We start from the raw sequence: 17,180 nt of genomic DNA, 5'->3' as shown, positions 1-17,180 counted from the left end.
TCGTCAGAAATTGCGAAACGACCTTTCCGTTTTCCGCCGGCACATCGGCCGGACGAGGGCAGCATGCATCGGTGACCGGCCTCGTGCAGTCCCACTTTCAGGAGCACATATGGAACATTCGCAGCAGGCCCTTTCGGATCTTTATTCGATAAGCGTCCCTTCAGTCCCGCGCAGAGTTCTCATGACCGCCGATACCGTCGGAGGCGTCTGGACCTATGCCCTCGAAGTGGCTCAGGGACTTGCACGGTACGGCATAGAGGTGCTGCTGGCCACCATGGGTGGAGCACCCAACTCGGAGCAGCGGCGTGAAGCGCGGCGGGTGCGCAATCTGGTGCTGCACGACAGCGCCCACCGTCTCGAATGGATGGACGACCCATGGGAAGACATCGAGCGAGCCGGGGAATGGCTCCTGTCGCTGGAGGATACTTTCAGCCCCGATGTCGTACACCTCAACGGGTACGTGCATGCGGCTCTTCCCTGGCGGGCGCCCTGTCTGGTCGCAGGGCACTCCTGTGTCCTGTCCTGGTGGGAATCGGTGCGCAAAAAGCAACTTCCCGCCTCCTATCACGTTTATCGGGAGAGGGTGCGCAAGGGCCTTTCCGCCGCTTCGCTTGTGGTGACACCTACCCGGGCCATGCTGGGTGCCCTCGAAAAGCACTATCTCCCGCTTCCCAAGGGACGGGTGATCCACAACGCCCGCAACCGCAAGCTCTTCAAGCCGGGAAGAAAGGAAGAGTTCATCCTCTGCGTCGGACGGATCTGGGACGAGGCGAAGAATGTGGGAAGCGTTGCCAGGGCCGCGGCAAATCTGGCCTGGCCGGTATACATCGCCGGAGAGGAGAAGCATCCGGAAGGGGGAACGCTTATCGTCGGCAATGTCAGCCGGCTCGGCAAAATCGCTCCATGGGAGCTGGCCGCTTGGTTGGAGCGGGCGGGTATCTATGCTCACCCCGCAAAGTACGAACCCTTCGGGCTTTCGATACTTGAAGCGGCCATGTCCCGTTGTGCTCTGGTGCTGGGGGACATCCCCTCCCTTCGGGAGCTGTGGGAAGGTGCGGCGGTCTTCGTTCCCCCCGACGACACAGAGGCCCTTAAGAACGCTCTACAGGAACTCTGCACCGATCACTTTTATCGGGAGCGGCTGGCAGGCGAAGCATATGAACGGAGCATGTCCTTCAGCCTCGACCGAATGGCGGCACAGTACATGGACGCCTACCTGTCGCTTCATCCGGCACCTATGCTAAAAGCTGCGCCCGCACCCGCGGTAGCCAGAGCCTGAAGGGAGCTCCTGCAGACTCCGCAGAGGCGGCATGCCGGGATGAAGTACCCGGCGGAAAGGTAATCGATGAAATTCGTGCTCTTCTATCACTCCATCGTCTCCGACTGGAATCACGGCAATGCCCACTTTTTGAGAGGCATCGCGAGCGAGTTGATCTCCAGGGGCCATCATGTGGACGTCTATGAACCAGAGGCTGGGTGGAGCCTTACCAATCTGTTGCGGGAGCAGGGGGAAATTGCCATCCGCCAGTTCCGCAGGACATACCCGCTCCTCGAAGGCAAGACATACCGGATGGACAGGATCGATCCGGACCGCTTACTGGCTGGCGCCGACGTAGTGATCGTCCATGAATGGAACGACCACGAACTTGTCCGGAGGCTTGGGGAGCATCACCGAAAAAAGGGGGGTTACCTCCTTTTTTTCCACGACACCCACCACCGGTCGGTCACCGAAGCGAAATCGATGTCAGCCTATGATCTCAGCCACTACGACGGCGTTCTGGCCTACGGAAAAAAAATCCGGGATATCTACCTGAAATCCCGCTGGGCAAAAAATGTATGGGTATGGCATGAAGCGGCGGATGTTCGCGTATTCTCGCCGCAATCTTCTGTAGAACCGGAAGGGGATGTCGTCTGGGTCGGCAACTGGGGTGACGAGGAACGGAGCGAGGAGATCCGGGAGTTCCTGATAGAACCTGTGCGGCGCCTTAGACTTAAGGCGACGGTATATGGTGTGCGCTATCCGCAGCAGGCGCTCCGGCTGCTGGAGGAGGCCGGCATCCGCTACGGAGGGTGGCTTCCGAATTTCGACGTACCGAAGGTCTTCAGCCGCCACCGCGTCACGGTTCATATACCGCGTCGCCCCTATGCGACTCTGCTCCCGGGGATTCCGACCATTCGCCCCTTCGAGGCATTATCCTGCGGGATTCCTCTCGTGTCGGCCCCGTGGCATGACGTCGAGGGGCTGTTCGCCCCGGGTGAGGACTTTCTCGTAGCCCGCAACGGAAACGAGGCAACAGAACTGCTGGACATGCTGCTTCATCATCCGACACGCGCTGAGGAACTTGCGAGCCACGGCAGGAGAACCATCATCGAGCGCCACACCTGCGGGCACCGGGTGAACGAACTACTGCAGATATGCCGCGAGCTCGGGATGGATACCACCGAAAGACCGCAGCAACTGCGCGGAAAGGGATAGGAGATGGGACTGACAATAGCATTTTTCGGGTCGAGCCTTGTCTCCTCCTACTGGAACGGCGCAGCCACCTACTATCGCGGAATCATCAAGGCTCTCCACGAACTGGGGCACCACGTCACCTTCTTCGAGCCGGATGCTTACGACCGGCAGGCGAACCGCGACATGGAAAATCCCGAATGGGCAACGGTGGTCGTTTACCCCGCTACAGAGGAGGCGGCGGCTCAATGCCTGGAACGTGCCGCCGATGCCGATCTGGTTGTCAAGGCTAGCGGCGTGGGGGTATTCGACGAATTCCTGGAGCGGGAAGTCCTCATGCTCAAGAAGGAAACCACGCAGGTGGTTTTCTGGGACGTGGACGCACCGGCAACCCTTGAAAGGGTCGCTGCCGATCCGTCTGATCCTTTTCACCGCCTCATTCCCGCCTACGACCTGATTCTGACGTATGGAGGCGGTTGGCCGGTGGTCGAGCGATACCTGTCATTCGGAGCCCGGGAATGCATCCCTATATACAACGCCCTCGATCCGGACACCCACTTCCCGGTCCCGCCGCAGCAGCGCTTCCGGACCGACCTTGCCTTTCTCGGAAACCGCCTGCCCGACCGCGAAACCCGTGTGGATGAGTTCTTTCTTTCCGTTGCGCACCGTCTCCCGCATCGCTCGTTTCTCTTCGCGGGAAGCGGCTGGGGAGACAAGCCCCGCCCCGCCAACACAACGTGGCTCGGGCACCTGGGAACAGGGGATCACAACGCCTTCAATTGCAGTGCACTGGCCATCCTCAACATAAGCCGTGCAAGCATGGCGAGCTACGGGTTCTCACCTGCCACACGCGTATTCGAGGCGGCAGGAGCGGGAGCCTGCATTATCACGGATGCATGGGACGGCGTCGATAACTTCTTCGAGCCGGGAAAAGAAATTCTTGTCGCCGGAAACGGTGATGAAGTCGCCGCAATACTTGAGAAACTGACCGAGAAGGAGGCGGCTGCTGTCGGCATGAGGGCATTCGCGAGGGTGAGGAGGGAACATACATATCGTCACCGGGCACGGCAGTTCGGGGAGATATTCTGCTCCGACACATCGACATGCCGCAGGGGGGTGGCAGGATGAAACTTGCAGTCTTGGGACTTTCTATCACATCGTCTTGGGGCAACGGTCATGCCACCACCTATCGGGGGCTGTTGCGGGAAATGGCACAACGGGGGCACGACGTGGTCTTCTTCGAACGCGACGCCCCGTGGTATTCAGCCAACCGCGACCTCCCGGAACCACCTTACTGCCGGACGATCCTGTACACCTCACTCGACCATCTTTTTGCTGAACATGGGAAGGAAATCAGGGAGGCGGATTGCGTGATTGTCGGTTCCTACGTCCCCGAAGGAATCGAAGCGGGACACTGGATAACCAGGCATGCAAAAGGACTCACTGCCTTCTACGACATCGACACTCCAGTGACACTCGCCAAACTGGAACGGGATGATTGCGACTATCTGGACCTGGAGCTTATCCCACGTTACAGGCTCTACCTCTCATTTACCGGAGGCCCGACCCTGCGTTTCATAGAAGAGCATTACGGCTCCCCTGGCGCCCGCCCCCTCTACTGCTCGGTCGATCCCAGCGTTCATCGTCCATCGGGAGAAACCCATTCCTGGGATCTGGGATATCTCGGCACTTACAGCTCCGATAGGCAGCCGACCCTGGATCGTCTTCTCAATGAACCGGCAGCCACCTGGAAGGAAGGACGTTTCATCGTAGCCGGCCCGCAATATCCCGGTACGATCCGATGGCCTGACAACGTCAAACGAGTGGAACATCTCGCGCCGGTCCACCATGGAGAGTTCTATACCGGTCAGAGGTACACTCTCAACGTGACCCGGAAGCAAATGGTGAAAGCAGGGTTCTCTCCCAGCGTCCGTCTTTTCGAAGCCGCGGCGTGCGCAGTCCCTGTCATCAGCGACCGCTGGGAAGGCATCGATACGTTTTTCAATCCCGGCGAAGAAATCCTTCTCGCTTCAGACTCCGGGGAGGTCCTACGAATCCTGCAGGGGCTGCCTGAGAACGAGCGGCGGGAAATCGGGGAGCGGGCAAGACGCCGCGTACTCCTATCGCACACCGCAGCAAAGCGCGCAGAAGAACTGGAAACATACATAACGGAAGCGATGGGGGCTGCGTAGCATGGGTGACGCTGAAGGAAGCACAATACGACCCGAGGAGATCGCATCGCTTTCTCCCTGGTTCCACAACCTTCATTTTCCCGATGGGACGCAGACCGCGCCGGACCATTTCCTCGGAGACTTCCCCCTGTTCAAGTGGAAGGAACTCGCACCATTTATTCCCGAGGACCTGACAGGGTGGAATGCCCTAGACATCGGTTGCAACGCCGGGTTCTACACCTTCGAACTCGCACGCCGCGGAGCACGGGTAACAGGGATAGACGTGGACCCGCACTATCTGCGCCAGGCGACGTGGGCAGCACGACAGTATGGTGTGGAAGAGCGCGTCCGGTTTCGGCAGATGCAGATATACGACCTGGCACGGGATCCCGTAGAATTCGACCTGGTCCTCTTTCTAGGAGTGCTCTACCACTTGCGCTACCCTCTCCTCGGGCTCGATATTGTTGCCAGGAAGGTAAAGCGGCTAATGGTATTCCAGACTCTCACAATGCCGGGAAAAGAGATCTACTTCCAGCCCGACCACTGGATAAACGAGCGGGATACCCTCCTCGACCCTGGCTGGCCCAAAGCAGCGTTCATCGAGGACCGCTTTGCCGGGGACCCCACCAACTGGTGGATATTAAATCACGCCGGTGTGGAAGCTCTCCTTCGATCTGCCGGCATGCGAATAATCGGCTATCCAGGAGATGAAATATATCTGTGCGAGCCGAACCCACAGTTGCCATCGTGCGTCACCACGTGGAACAAAGAAGAGTACCTTTCGGCGACAGGAACAGCGGCGGCGTCAGAAGGATGCGTGACTGACGCTATCCAACCTCCTGATGGATTGACAAGCTGATGCAGGATTGTCAGGAAAGGGGAGAAGGGATCAATGGAAGGAGGTGAAGTCGGCGACAGAGATCGTTCCTCCGCCTGTTTAAAAGTCTACTTCCTGTTCATGAAGCTGCCGCAGCACGGTTTCCGGCCAGCAACGGTTGGCCAGCGGATTTGAAGGACTCGGGTGAAGTATCTTTCCCACCTTGACAGGAAGCGCATGCAGAGCATTCCGTGCCTGTTCGGCGGCAAAATTTCCAACACCTATTACCTGAGCCGGGCGCAGGCACTCGATCATTTGGAAAAGAGCCTGGTCACATGCCTCAAGAAGCAGGTCCCGCTCCCCTGGGCGCAGCTTGTCCGGGGTGATGTTACGCCCCCCTTCATCGAGGAAGAGGAGTGGGCAATAGTTGAGGACGAAAAACCTCTCAAAGAAGGGCTCAGGAGAGCCGAATCGCTGGCGAATCAGCCCCCAGAGCCGTCTCCCGCTCACTTCGCTTCTGCGGCAACTCAACCCAACCACGCGCTTTTTCGGGTGTTCGGAAGAAGGCTTTCCGATCTCCCCCTCTACCTTCAGCCAATCACGTACAGCCGCAATTTCCCCGAAGGGCACCCCCGTCTGGGTCATCCCCCAGGGACCGGGATTCATCCCGAGGAATACCGCTTCTTTTATCCCTCTGCCGAACCGCACCAGATACTCCCGGTGCGGCTGCCATGCATATAGCAGAGGGTTGTAGACGTAAGCCACCGGAGAAGAGAACCGCAACTCATCCAGCCGGTGGGCAAGCTCGATGCTGATATCTTCAAGGCACATCAGCTTCTCCATGCGATGGGCCTTCGACGAGAAAAGTTTCTCCGGCAGCATCCACCCTGTCCCCTGGATAGAGCTTGCGGCCGCGCCTTTTCTCTTCGGCACCGTTGACGCGAACAGCACCCGTGGCGATCAGGACCTTTGCCTCCCCTCCCGAGGACGCAACATCGACCATTTTAAGAAAACTGTCGAGCTTGATGTAGTCGGTATCGATCTTCATGGTTCTCCTGAATACTGGTGGGGGTCGGGTTGAATTTAGCATGCTTTTCTGCTAAAGGTAGAATGATTTTTCCCAAGGAGATTGCCAATGATAAGCACATCCGATTTCAAGCGGGGCCTGGTAATACAGATCGACGGCGCGCCTTGCATAATCCTTGATGTAAACTTTCAGTCCCCGTCCGCCCGCGGGGCGAACACAATGGTAAAGACGAAATACAGGAACCTAATTACGTCCCAAGTCCTGGAGAAAACCTTCCGCTCCGGAGACAAGATGGAAGAAGCGGATTTCGAGCGCCACAAAGGCCAATACCTCTATGCCGACGGTGGACGCGGCGTCTTCATGGATATGGAAACGTACGAGCAGTTCGAGATGGAAGAGGAGAGCTTCGCGCTGATTTCTCCCTATCTGCTTGATGGAACTGAGGTTCAACTTGGTCTCTTCCAGGGGCGGATGGTAAACGTGGATCTTCCGATGACAGTTGAGCTCACCATCACAGAAACTCCGCCTGTCATAAAGAACGCCACCGCCACCGCCCAAACAAAGGAAGCGCTTCTGGAAACAGGCCTCAAGCTGCAGGTTCCCCCGTATCTGGAGGCCGGTGAAAAAATCAAAGTCGATACGCGCGACAGCCGCTTCATCTCACGTGCTTGACGAGGAGCCATAGTGGGGGAAAATATCAGTTGACACCAACTGCGAATCGGACTATAAAATGAGTTCGTTTTTGCCCAGGTAGCTCAGTCGGTAGAGCAGAGGACTGAAAATCCTCGTGTCGGCGGTTCGATTCCGTCCCTGGGCACCATTAGAAAGTCCAACCACATCCGACGTGGTACGAAAAGCCTCTAGAAATAGGGGCTTTTTCTTTATCTATTGTCTTATTTCGTCCTTTGTGGTATGGCAGAATCCAAGAGTTTTGGAGGTATGTATAGGGTAGTTTTACCTCCAAAACAAGACGGATACCTCCAAAAACGGAGAAAAGCCATGCCCAAAAGGATCACGCCACTTTCTGATATTCAAGTCAAGAACGCAAAACCGCAGGAAAAAGATTACAAGCTCATGGACGGCTTCGGGCTTTTTCTGCTCGTAACTCCTACCAACGGGAAACTGTGGCGCTTTGATTACCGATACGGTGACAAACGCAAGGTTCTGGCTTTTGGCGCTTATCCTTCCATAACCCTCGCCGAAGCCAGGCAGCGTCGAGAGGATGCAAAGAAACTGCTGGCAAATGGCGTTGACCCGGGGGAGATGAAAAAAGCTCTTAAATCAACCGATAAAGATATTGCCGCCAATACGTTTGAAGTAATCGCCCGGCAATGGCACCTGAAATTTTCTTCTGCCGGCAAGTGGTCACCAACCCATGCCGCCGATATTCTACATCGGCTTGAAAAGGATATCTTTCCCCCGCTCGGCTCCCGCCCAATATCAGAAATAAAACCGATGGATCTTCTCAAGGTCCTGGAGCGAATAGCCAGCCGCGGCGCACTAGACACGGCTCATCGCCTGCGGCACCATTGCGGAATGATCTTTCGCTATGCCGTTGTAACTGAACGTGCTGAACGTGATATCGCAGCCGATTTAAGAGGAGCTTTGCCGGCGGTAAAGAATGGACATCACGCCGCCCCGACAACACCGCAAAGCCTTCAACCTCTTCTCAGGGCAATAGATGCTTATGAGGGCAGCTATATCGTCAAGTGCGCTCTCCAACTCCTTCCCTTGTTTTTTTGCAGGCCTGGAGAACTAAGGGCCGCCGAATGGACGGAGTTTGATTTTGATAAAGCAATCTGGGAGATACCGGCAACTCGGATGAAAATGAAACAGCCCCATATTGTCCCACTGTCCAAACAGGCTATAGCCATTCTGGAATCTCTGCAATCTCTCACCGGCTTTGGCAAGTATCTCTTCCCCTGCCAACGTTCAACACTCAGATGCATGAGCGATAATGCTTACAATGCTGCACTGCGCCGTATGGGGTTTACAAAAGATGAAGCGACTGCCCATGGGTTCAGGGCATCAGCTCGAACAATTCTTGACGAAGTGCTGCACATGCCGGTTGTTCTGATCGAGCACCAACTCAGTCACTCCGTTCGTGACCCACTTGGAAGGGCCTACAACCGAACCTCCCACCTTACAGAGCGTAAAAAGATGATGCAGCAGTGGGCCGATTACCTTGACGGACTGAAGACGGGAGCAAAAGTCATCAGAATTTCCGACCGGACAGCCGCCAAATGAATTACGCATCCCCCCCGTGAAAAGCTCAAAGTGTTTCCAAATGTTTCTGGCTGTATCATGTTGAAATTATTACAGTTTTTATCTTGACACCTCCTCTGAAATAGTATTATGAAGTCTCATACAGGATCAGTTCGCCCGTTATGGCGGGATAAGAGACCAGCGTATGAGACTTCGCAATACTATGCATCCCGCCCCTTTTTTGCCCCCACCGAGTCGTGTTTATCTGCCAAGCCGCCATACCATCGGCTGTGGAGATAATTCCCTCGTTTCATACTATCCAGTCACTCTCACAGTAGACCTCGCAACCATTTTGCGTCACTCATTCCTTTGGAACCTGCCAGTGACAGGATTGTTTCCCCTTGTCGAACTGTCGTCAATCATCACCCCAAAACCTATGGAGGAAAATTGTATGCGCACCACCTTGCCGGAAACCGGCTTTGTCCGGCTGTCCACCATTATCGGCAACCCCAAGGCCGATCCCCCCATCCCCCCTATCATTCCGGTATCCAAGAGCACCTGGTGGGCCGGGGTCAAATCCGGCCGTTACCCGCAGCCCGTCAAAAAATTAGGACCCAAAATTACCGTGTGGAAAGTTTCCGATATAAGGGCACTGATCGAAGGTCAGCCGGAATAAGGTGAGGCATCGGTGGATATTGAAAGTTTTCGCGACGCAATCCTGCAATCAACCGGAGGCACTCCTTCATATGCTGAGATCACACCCGGCAAACTGATCAGATTTGCTACCAATGACCGGAAAGGAGATAAGGCCGGCTGGTGCAAACTGTTCGAGGATGGCGAAGGGGGCGTTTTCGGTTGTTGGCGTTCAGGCGTTTCCGGAACCTGGCAGGCCAGGTCGGACCGGAACCTTGTAGAACAGGCATCTTTTCTCGTCCGGGTGAAACAGGCACAGGAAGAGGCCGCCACGTCCGAGCAGGCGATCCGGCAGGAATGCCGGGAGAAATCGGCTACCCTCTGGGAGAAAGGCCGGGATGTTGCCGCAAAGCACCCATATCTTCTGGCAAAGAGGGTCAAGGCCCACGGCATCAAGCAACTGCGGAACTCGCTCATGGTCCCGGTCCAGGATCATGCCTGGGAGCTGCACGGCCTGCAATTCATCCTGCCTGATGGGACAAAGAGATTCAAAAGCGGCACGGCGCTTTCCGGCTGTTACCATCTCATCGGCAAACCCACCGGCAGGATTCTGATTGCCGAAGGCTACGCCACCGGCGCCACGCTCCACGAAATCACTGGTCATGCCGTGGCCTGTGCCTTCACTGCCGGCAACCTGAAGCCAGTGGCAGAGGCATTACGCCAACAATATCCGGATAAGATGTTGGTCATCTGCGCCGATGATGATCATCTCACCGAAGGCAATCCCGGCTTGACCAAAGCCATCGAAACGGCAGAGGCGGTGTCCGGGCTTCTGGTAGTCCCCTGTTTTCCTGCGACCAGGAATGTGGCAGATACCGACTTCAACGACCTGGCCCGATTGGCAGGGGCGGAGTCGGTCAAGCGCTGTATCGAGGCTGCGGCCTCACCAACCTCATCCCCTGAAAGCGAAGCCTCAGATTTCCCGCTCGAAGCCGTCATCGAGCGGTTGTCGAAACTTACTCCGTTACAATACGACCAAGTGCGCCGTCAGGAAGCAAAAGCACTCGGGGTTCGTCCTGCAACCCTGGATGCCGCGGTAAAGGATGCCCGCAAGGGGACCATTGCCGACGATCTCCCCTTTGTCGAAGTGGAACCATGGCCGGACGAAGTTGACCCGACGCAGTTGTTAACCGACATTGCCGCCACGGTCCGGCGTTTCATCGTCTGCGAAAAAGAGACCGCCCATGCCGTTGCGTTGTGGGCAGCCATGACCTGGTTCATCGATGTCGTGCCCGTGGCGCCCCTGGCAATCATCACCGCCCCGGAGAAGCGCTGCGGCAAGTCGCAGCTCCTGTTTCTTCTGGGTCGTCTGTCCGCCCGGGCCATCACCACGAGTAGCATCTCCCCGGCAGCACTCTATAGAACAATTGATGCCTGGTGTCCCACGCTCCTGATCGACGAGGCCGACGCCTTCATGAAGGACAATGAAGAGCTGCGGGGACTTCTGAACAGCGGCCATACTCGCGAGAGCGCCTATGTCATCCGCACCGTTGGTGACAATTTCACCCCGACCAAGTTCAACACCTGGGGGGCCAAGGCCCTGGCCGGTATCGGCCATGTGGCCGATACCCTGATGGACCGGTCGGTGATTCTGGAACTGCGGCGCAAAATGCCCCACGAAGAGGTTGACCGCATCCGCCATGCCGAGCCGAATCTGTTTGCCGACTTGCGGTCCAAGCTGGCCCGCTTTGCCGAAGATTGCCGCGATCAGGTCCGCCAGGCCCGGCCACCGCTTCCCCAGAGCCTCAACGACCGGGCGCAGGACAACTGGGAACCGCTCCTGGCTATTGCCCTGTCAGCCGGCAATGAATGGCTTCAACTTGGCACAACGGCAGCGCTGAAGATGTCCGGCAGCGAGAGTGCAACGCAGACTGTCGGAACGGAACTCCTTGCCGACATTCAGGAGATTTTCGGAGATGACCGGGACCGGATCACCACGGCAGAGCTGATCCGGCTCCTGTGCGCCGACGATGAGAAGCCTTGGGCCACCTTCAATCGGGGCCAGGCCATCTCGCCCCGGCAGGTGGCAAAGCGGCTTCGCGAGTACGGCATTCTCTCCCACACCATCCGTCTCGGCATTGAGACTGCCAAGGGGTACACCCTGGAGCAATTCAGAGAAGCCTTTTCCAGATATCTATCTACCCCCCCTGAATTATCCGTAACACCGTCACAAGTCAGTATTCATGCGGCTTCAGCTGTGACGGATAAATCGTTACCGATTGTTCCCGTAACGGAAACCGTCACGCCATCCGTCACACCTGAACCCGCCACCAGTGTGGTATGTGACGGTGTTACGGATAAAATCCCCGGAGAGGGGGTACTATTTTTAACCGAAGATGATCTGGAGATGCCGTCTTGAGAGCGCTGGTAATCGAACCATTCCCTACGGCCAGAGGAATCATCCCCGCCGGGCGGATCATCGAGATCCCCCCGGCACTTCTGGAGAAACTCCAGGGTAAGGTGACACCACTTTCCCAACCGGAAGCCTGGCTGACCAAAACCGGAGAATTACACACACGGGGAGTGGTTCCCGATCTGGTGGCTTCGATTGTCGGACTGACCTTCGACAATCTGCCGTTGCAGCGGGAGCTGCTCACCCGGCATTGCGAGGCATACGACCGTCACCATATCGAGCACCTCTGGGCGCAATGGGCCGAGCGGGCCGCCATCATGGAATGTGATGGCGGCCTGTCCCGGCATGAGGCGGAGTACCGGGCCGCGGAACGTCTGCACTTGCTGGCGTTCCTGGAGGACCGTGCTGCCGCACGGAGCGGCAACCGAGGGGGCTGAACAATGGTCCGTCATCTGTGACGGAAACTGTCCGGCAGGAACGAAATCCGCCGGTGGATGAACCGCCCCCTCAGTTCCCGCGCTGTGTCAGCATAGCCGGACACAGCGCGGGAACAGCAACAGCGTGGTTTTGTCGCATTTCATGCGACAAAACAGGGAGGACAGCAGTATGAGCAGCAGAGACGAGACATTTGATCCGGTGGCGGAGGTTGCACTCATCCGTACCCGCCGCGCCGAGGCACGGCGCAAGCTGTACCGCAAGAGCCGCCTCGACAAATACCGGGCAGAGCTGGTCGCCATGAAACAGGCCGGCGCATCCTGTGCCGATCTTGCGGAATGGTTGCGGGTGAGCCATCGCTGCAAAGTGAACCGCAGTTCCATCGACCGGTATCTGAAGAAGCTGCCGGAGCTGCAGAGAGCAGTGACGACTCTGTCGGAGGAAGACCGGTAATGCCGAGCTTTCGGTCCGCAAAAACGCAATCCGAGCATGCCATCTCCCAGAAGGTTGCCTTGGGCAAAGGCCGGCATGATCACCGACAAGACGGCAAGATCCACAGTGTCGGCACGGCCCGGGGGTATGAGCAGGCACTCAAGGGGGTGGCCGCATACCAGCATGAACACAAGCTGGGGGATCTACGGTCTCTCACTGCCGAGATCGCCCATCAGTATCTCCACGACCGGGCTGCCATGGTTTCCCAGAAGACCCTGGACCTTGACCGCCAGGCCATGCAGATGCATCTGGGGGTGAAGCTCGAAGTGGTGAAGAGCGAGAAGGAGACGCACTATTCCACCCGGAGCTATTCCACGGCCCAGGTGGAGCGGATTGCATCGGCCCAGTCGGACAGGAACAGCCTGGCCACCCGCATTGCCCATAACGCCGGGCTGCGGGCACATGAGCTGCTGACGATCAGGCCGGCTATTGAGCGGCAGGCCTCCACGCACCGTGAGTGGAGTTCAGATCGCTTTGCCGGCCGGGACGGTGAGCGTTACTCCGTGGAAGGGAAAGGCGGTCTCGTGCGTGAGGTCCTGCTGTCCAGGGAACTGGCCAGGCAATTGGAAATGACCCGGCTGGCGGAGCCGCGGCAGGTGACTGATCGAGGGGTGAACTACACACAGCACTATGCTATTGGCGGAGGCCGGGCCTGGAGTCAAAGTTTTTCCGCTGCCAGCCAGCGGGAGCTTGGCTTTTCCAACGGGGCGCACGGCCTTCGCCACAGCTACGCTCAGGAGCGGATGGAGGAGTTGCAGCGCGGCGGCATGAACTACGATGACGCCAAGGGAACGGTCGCCCAGGAGGTTGGGCATTTCGACAAGGAAACCACGGAGGCATATCTACGATGAAAATAGTCCGTATTTTGGTCGCAATGGTGCTTTTTATCCTATTTTGCTGGCTGAACTGGTGGGTACTGCCTGATCTGGCCATTGTTCGGTTCAAGGAGAAAGGAGCTCCCATTCCGCAAAACGGCTATCTTCTCCTGGGGGAGGAAAATAACAAGACAATCGGGCACCGCGTCGTAAGGGACATAAAGATTTATTGGCCTGGAGTTCCAGCTGCCTGGCCCTATGTGGTGTTCGGCACTGTCTTGGGATTTGGAATCGGGTATGTCGTCGGTGAACTTTCACGGCGGAAATTCGCGATCGACGTGGCTTCTCAGGAAGCCATCGATAGAGCTGACAAGATAATGACCAAGGCCGTTATACGGGACGGGGAGGCCGAGGGTAAGCTGTTACGGGCTGCGAGTCTGGAGAAGGATACGTTGTATATGCAAAATACCCTGCGGAAGGAGATTGATCAATACCGAGCCGCTCGAGCAACCGCTGATGAACAGATACGAATCTGTGAAGAAAAACTCCGTAAAGGAGAAAATACCGAGCAAGAGCTGGACAAGGCCAAAAAAGCAATCGTGAAATTACAGCGACAAATCAAGCGTCTAAAGAATGGAGATGATGAATGAAAATGATTGACGCTGAAGGTCTCGAAAGGTAAAATTCGGTGCAATTGCAGCGTACCGTGACGCTTTGTCATATCGACACACGGACTGGCCCACAGAGCCGACCTAGATGGTAAATCTGTTCAGGTCCTACTCAGACCGGCACACGTTGCAAAGGGTAGCAGCGGCGAACAGTCCCACGCTGTAAATTCAGGGGGCGAATCGGGAAGGTGACTTCTCGCGGTGGCTAATGACCATCGGCCACGGCAGCAATAGCTGACCGTTTGGCAATCTAAAGCGGCGCGAAACCAGCACACTATATATTCTGATTCTCTGGCCTCCTTAATGGGGGGCCTTTTCGTTTCCGGCGCAGAAAGATGTGTGGACCGAATGGTGCCATTCGAGGTGGCAAAAGCGCGGGCGAAGCTGGGCATTGGGAAGAGCATCTTTCGATGTAGTCAGGATGGCGGGGTAAGAGACGGGGTAAGAGACACTGCTCTCTGAGCCCTCCGGGGGCCTATATTTCTTCGATATTTGCCGATGCTGCTAACCGACTCGCGATCTTACAATTACGACTAATCTCGGTCCCGTTTACGTACCCCACGGTTACGGTATCTGCATCCCATTCCCCCTGCCCCCAGGCTGTCGCTAACGCTGTCTCAAGTGCAGAATCAAGTGACCAGGTTTCACAAGGTATTTGATTTTCATTTAGCAGTTCAAGCCATTTGGGATTGTTCATCACTCGCGGCAACTCAAGCACATTCTCGCAAACATCGAAATATTCTTCAAAGTCTCTTCGCGAAACTTCATCATCCTCATCAAACTCAATTTCACCACTATGAACAATAATTTCGCCTAATTCAGCGGCAATGCTAATTAACTCTTCAAACGAGACACTTTGCCTTTTAAAGGTACCCATCCTTAATCCAGTATGAGCCGCCCCAAATATTGCAAGTAATGCACTTTGTTTAGAACTAAGTTTTTCATGTTCAAGCAACAATCCTTTTTGATTCTCTGCCCAAAGTTGTAACGACGGCAATAAAACAGCAGGAATAGCCTCTTTACGTGCCAGATCGTTTTGAGGTCTAGACATAATAATCCCTGCTATTCCATTAACATTCCCGGCCAAAAGGCCTTTGACAACACCAACGCCATGATTAGGGCCTAAATATAATGACGGTTGGACAGCGCACCGACCAACAATACTCCCCGCTTCATCATAGATTTCTGATAGATGTGTCCAAAGCCCAAATTGGTTTCCTGCAGTGCTTTCAAAGTAACCAGGCATGATTCTCCTAAGCAAATCTATCGCAGGGAGTGACTTCCAGTCCATGGCTTGAACTGACAGTTGTCGTTCTTCGCTACCAGTTTTAACATAAAGATTCAGATCAATCGCTGGCGCAAGCCGCGCGCAGACTTGAGCGAATGTGATTTCTGACGAAGTATTCCGCCAAATATGCTGATTCAGACATAGTGCCTTTAGCTTCTCCGGGCTGATCAACACGGATACCCGAGTACCGTGTTTTTTTAACCTCTCCTTTCCAATAGGCTCACGCAGAGTCGGTCGTTTGTTAACGCCTTCAGCAAAGCTCAAAAGCCATTGGGCAGCCTCACCGTTTTTATGTTCATAACGTTTGGTAACAACACGAACCTGCTCACCCAGCATAAACACTGAAAAGAAGCCGATCCCAAACTGCCCAATGGATTCAAAACCTGATGACGGCAAGCCACTCCATTCACCATGCACGTCGGCGCTACGCCAAAAAGAGTGACCAAAATCGAGGAGAACTTCCGTCAGAACGTAGCGGCTCATTCCTATGCCAGTATCGGTTACATGTAGCCAATATCCTCCCGAAGCTTCCTCAAGAGCAACTTCAATTTCCCCCTCATTGGGGTTGAGTCCACCTAATGACCGGCAGGCATGCACGGCATCCACTGCATTTTGTAACAACTCTCTAAGAGCTGCCGAAGGATCGTTCCCGTAGAGTTTTGCGCCGCCAAAGTGTTCGACAAGCTTCTTGACATCGGTGATTTTAATATTTGTGTTTACAGGGCTCCAACCATCGGTCGGAACGTGTTTGGAAAATGCTTCCGGTGAGTGACTGTCGGCTATGGAACGAGCAGCAAGACGCTGTAGGCGGTGATTATCCACTAATAACCGGTCAGCAGCAGTCAGCTCCTTATTCGCAAGACAAGCGGCATCGTAGGCGAGCCACCATGCGGATAGTTCATTTTCAGGAAAAGGGTTGCCAGAAATAATCAATTCGTTTCTGTCAGAAACACATGTGGGTTGATTCAATCGTGTCTGAAACTGCCAATGTTCCTTGGAAATACCTTGCGGTTGTGTAATGGACATCAAGAACCGAGGTGCTCTATTTGCATCGATATGTGCCGCATCGGCTGTCCGGAGCAACACTGCGATCTTTAGCATGTCTATGATCCAGCTCGCAGGTGCAAGACAGGTAGGAGCTGTCGGCTTCTTGCCTGCTAATTTTTCCAGTGTATGCGGGTGCCACCAGTGGCTTTCAGCTATCTCACCTATTATATGACCAAATGCATCGCGCAAATCATCATTTGGCAACAGATGTATCATTGCACCGTCACTGGATGGCCATTTGGCGAATGGAAGGCTCTTGGCTCGCTGAGGGTGAAGCAACCTCAAGGTATCGAATAGGACTGTTTGGAAGGGCTCCGTTCCTTCAGTAAGCATATCAGGAGTAAAACCATGATGCGCAGCAGAATCTTTCCATTCCGTTGTTTGTTGCAAATCCTGAAGGCCACCGGGGAAAGCGGCCCGACAATGTGCTGCATCGTGAAGGAGAAATGCACCACCCAGCACAAATGCTTCCGCCGGGTTGAGGTCAAAATCCGGCCCAGCTATTTCTGAGGCAATACGCCATAGCGAATCAACATGGGTGATGTCGTGAAGAGTGAGCGAGGGGAGTTCTTTATGGATTTGCTGGAGCAGGACTTCAACGCGGCTGCGGAAATCTTGGTAGGCTGTTTTTAATCTGGAACGTGGCTCCTCCAATCCATCGTCTTTTTGATCAAAAGCAATTTTCCAGAGTGATGTCTGCTCGTAATGCGCCATAAT

Annotated in this window: 16 protein-coding genes and 1 tRNA gene; 14 read left to right on the top strand and 3 right to left on the bottom strand. The window is 55.4% G+C overall.

Annotated elements, in window-relative coordinates; all coding sequences use genetic code 11:
- Positions 1-109 precede the first annotated feature (109 nt).
- The 5 genes from CFB04_RS14585 to CFB04_RS14565 all read left to right on the top strand — a co-directional run bounded on the left by CFB04_RS14585 (position 110) and on the right by CFB04_RS14565 (position 5,482).
- Positions 110-1,279, top strand: a complete 1,170-nt coding sequence (locus CFB04_RS14585; protein ID WP_197692521.1) for a glycosyltransferase family 4 protein — start codon at positions 110-112, stop codon at positions 1,277-1,279.
- A 66-nt stretch (positions 1,280-1,345) separates the two neighbouring features.
- A complete protein-coding gene (locus CFB04_RS14580) occupies positions 1,346-2,476 on the top strand; it encodes a glycosyltransferase (protein ID WP_088536045.1) in 1,131 nt (376 codons plus the stop codon).
- 3 nt (positions 2,477-2,479) lie between these two features.
- Positions 2,480-3,580 carry a glycosyltransferase gene (locus tag CFB04_RS14575; protein ID WP_088536043.1) on the top strand — a complete coding sequence of 367 codons (1,101 nt, stop codon included), beginning with the start codon at positions 2,480-2,482 and terminating at the stop codon, positions 3,578-3,580.
- A complete protein-coding gene (locus tag CFB04_RS14570; RefSeq protein ID WP_088536041.1) occupies positions 3,577-4,644 on the top strand; it encodes a glycosyltransferase in 1,068 nt (355 codons plus the stop codon). The genes CFB04_RS14575 and CFB04_RS14570 overlap by 4 nt, the downstream gene beginning before the upstream one ends.
- Position 4,645: 1 nt before the next feature.
- Positions 4,646-5,482, top strand: a complete 837-nt coding sequence (locus CFB04_RS14565; RefSeq protein WP_088536039.1) for a TIGR04290 family methyltransferase — start codon at positions 4,646-4,648, stop codon at positions 5,480-5,482.
- Positions 5,483-5,560: 78 nt separating this feature from the next.
- Here the strand turns inward: CFB04_RS14565 and CFB04_RS14560 are convergent, their stop codons facing one another.
- Together CFB04_RS14560 and CFB04_RS14555 are read right to left on the bottom strand one after the other, a co-directional pair.
- Positions 5,561-6,283: a uracil-DNA glycosylase family protein gene (locus tag CFB04_RS14560; RefSeq protein ID WP_231934202.1), complete on the bottom strand. Its 723-nt coding sequence runs from the start codon at positions 6,281-6,283 to the stop codon at positions 5,561-5,563.
- Positions 6,261-6,488 carry an RNA-binding S4 domain-containing protein gene (locus CFB04_RS14555; RefSeq protein WP_088536035.1) on the bottom strand — a complete coding sequence of 76 codons (228 nt, stop codon included), beginning with the start codon at positions 6,486-6,488 and terminating at the stop codon, positions 6,261-6,263. The genes CFB04_RS14560 and CFB04_RS14555 overlap by 23 nt, the downstream gene beginning before the upstream one ends.
- A gap of 87 nt (positions 6,489-6,575) precedes the next feature.
- Between CFB04_RS14555 and CFB04_RS14550 the strand changes: the two genes are divergently transcribed.
- The 9 genes from CFB04_RS14550 to CFB04_RS14510 all read left to right on the top strand — a co-directional run bounded on the left by CFB04_RS14550 (position 6,576) and on the right by CFB04_RS14510 (position 14,110).
- Complete coding sequence (locus CFB04_RS14550) at positions 6,576-7,139, top strand: elongation factor P (RefSeq protein WP_088536033.1); 564 nt, start codon at positions 6,576-6,578, stop codon at positions 7,137-7,139.
- 72 nt (positions 7,140-7,211) lie between these two features.
- Positions 7,212-7,287, top strand: a tRNA-Phe gene (locus CFB04_RS14545).
- A 179-nt stretch (positions 7,288-7,466) separates the two neighbouring features.
- A complete protein-coding gene (locus tag CFB04_RS14540; RefSeq protein WP_088536031.1) occupies positions 7,467-8,714 on the top strand; it encodes an integrase arm-type DNA-binding domain-containing protein in 1,248 nt (415 codons plus the stop codon).
- Positions 8,715-9,054: 340 nt separating this feature from the next.
- Positions 9,055-9,348 (top strand): AlpA family transcriptional regulator, encoded by a 294-nt coding sequence (locus CFB04_RS14535; protein ID WP_231934201.1) that lies wholly within the window; start codon positions 9,055-9,057, stop codon positions 9,346-9,348.
- Positions 9,349-9,360: 12 nt separating this feature from the next.
- Positions 9,361-11,724 carry a DUF3631 domain-containing protein gene (locus CFB04_RS14530; RefSeq protein WP_088536027.1) on the top strand — a complete coding sequence of 788 codons (2,364 nt, stop codon included), beginning with the start codon at positions 9,361-9,363 and terminating at the stop codon, positions 11,722-11,724.
- On the top strand, positions 11,721-12,155 hold the full coding sequence (locus tag CFB04_RS14525; protein WP_088536025.1) for a hypothetical protein: 435 nt from the start codon (positions 11,721-11,723) through the stop codon (positions 12,153-12,155). The genes CFB04_RS14530 and CFB04_RS14525 overlap by 4 nt, the downstream gene beginning before the upstream one ends.
- Positions 12,156-12,324: 169 nt before the next feature.
- Complete coding sequence (locus tag CFB04_RS14520; protein WP_088536023.1) at positions 12,325-12,606, top strand: hypothetical protein; 282 nt, start codon at positions 12,325-12,327, stop codon at positions 12,604-12,606.
- A complete protein-coding gene (locus CFB04_RS14515) occupies positions 12,606-13,496 on the top strand; it encodes a site-specific integrase (RefSeq protein ID WP_088536021.1) in 891 nt (296 codons plus the stop codon). The genes CFB04_RS14520 and CFB04_RS14515 overlap by 1 nt, the downstream gene beginning before the upstream one ends.
- Entirely contained in the window at positions 13,493-14,110 is a 618-nt protein-coding gene (locus tag CFB04_RS14510; protein WP_088536020.1) for a hypothetical protein, read from the top strand. The genes CFB04_RS14515 and CFB04_RS14510 overlap by 4 nt, the downstream gene beginning before the upstream one ends.
- Before the next feature lie 493 nt (positions 14,111-14,603).
- Here CFB04_RS14510 and CFB04_RS14505 read toward each other — a convergent pair whose 3' ends face one another.
- Positions 14,604-17,177 carry an ATP-binding protein gene (locus CFB04_RS14505; RefSeq protein WP_088536019.1) on the bottom strand — a complete coding sequence of 858 codons (2,574 nt, stop codon included), beginning with the start codon at positions 17,175-17,177 and terminating at the stop codon, positions 14,604-14,606.
- Positions 17,178-17,180 lie beyond the last annotated feature (3 nt).

This window comes from Geobacter sp. DSM 9736, from assembly GCF_900187405.1.
In the GTDB taxonomy this organism is placed as follows: domain Bacteria; phylum Desulfobacterota; class Desulfuromonadia; order Geobacterales; family Geobacteraceae; genus DSM-9736.
Note: the sequence above shows the minus strand (reverse complement) of the source record. Positions and strands in the feature narration are given on the sequence as shown.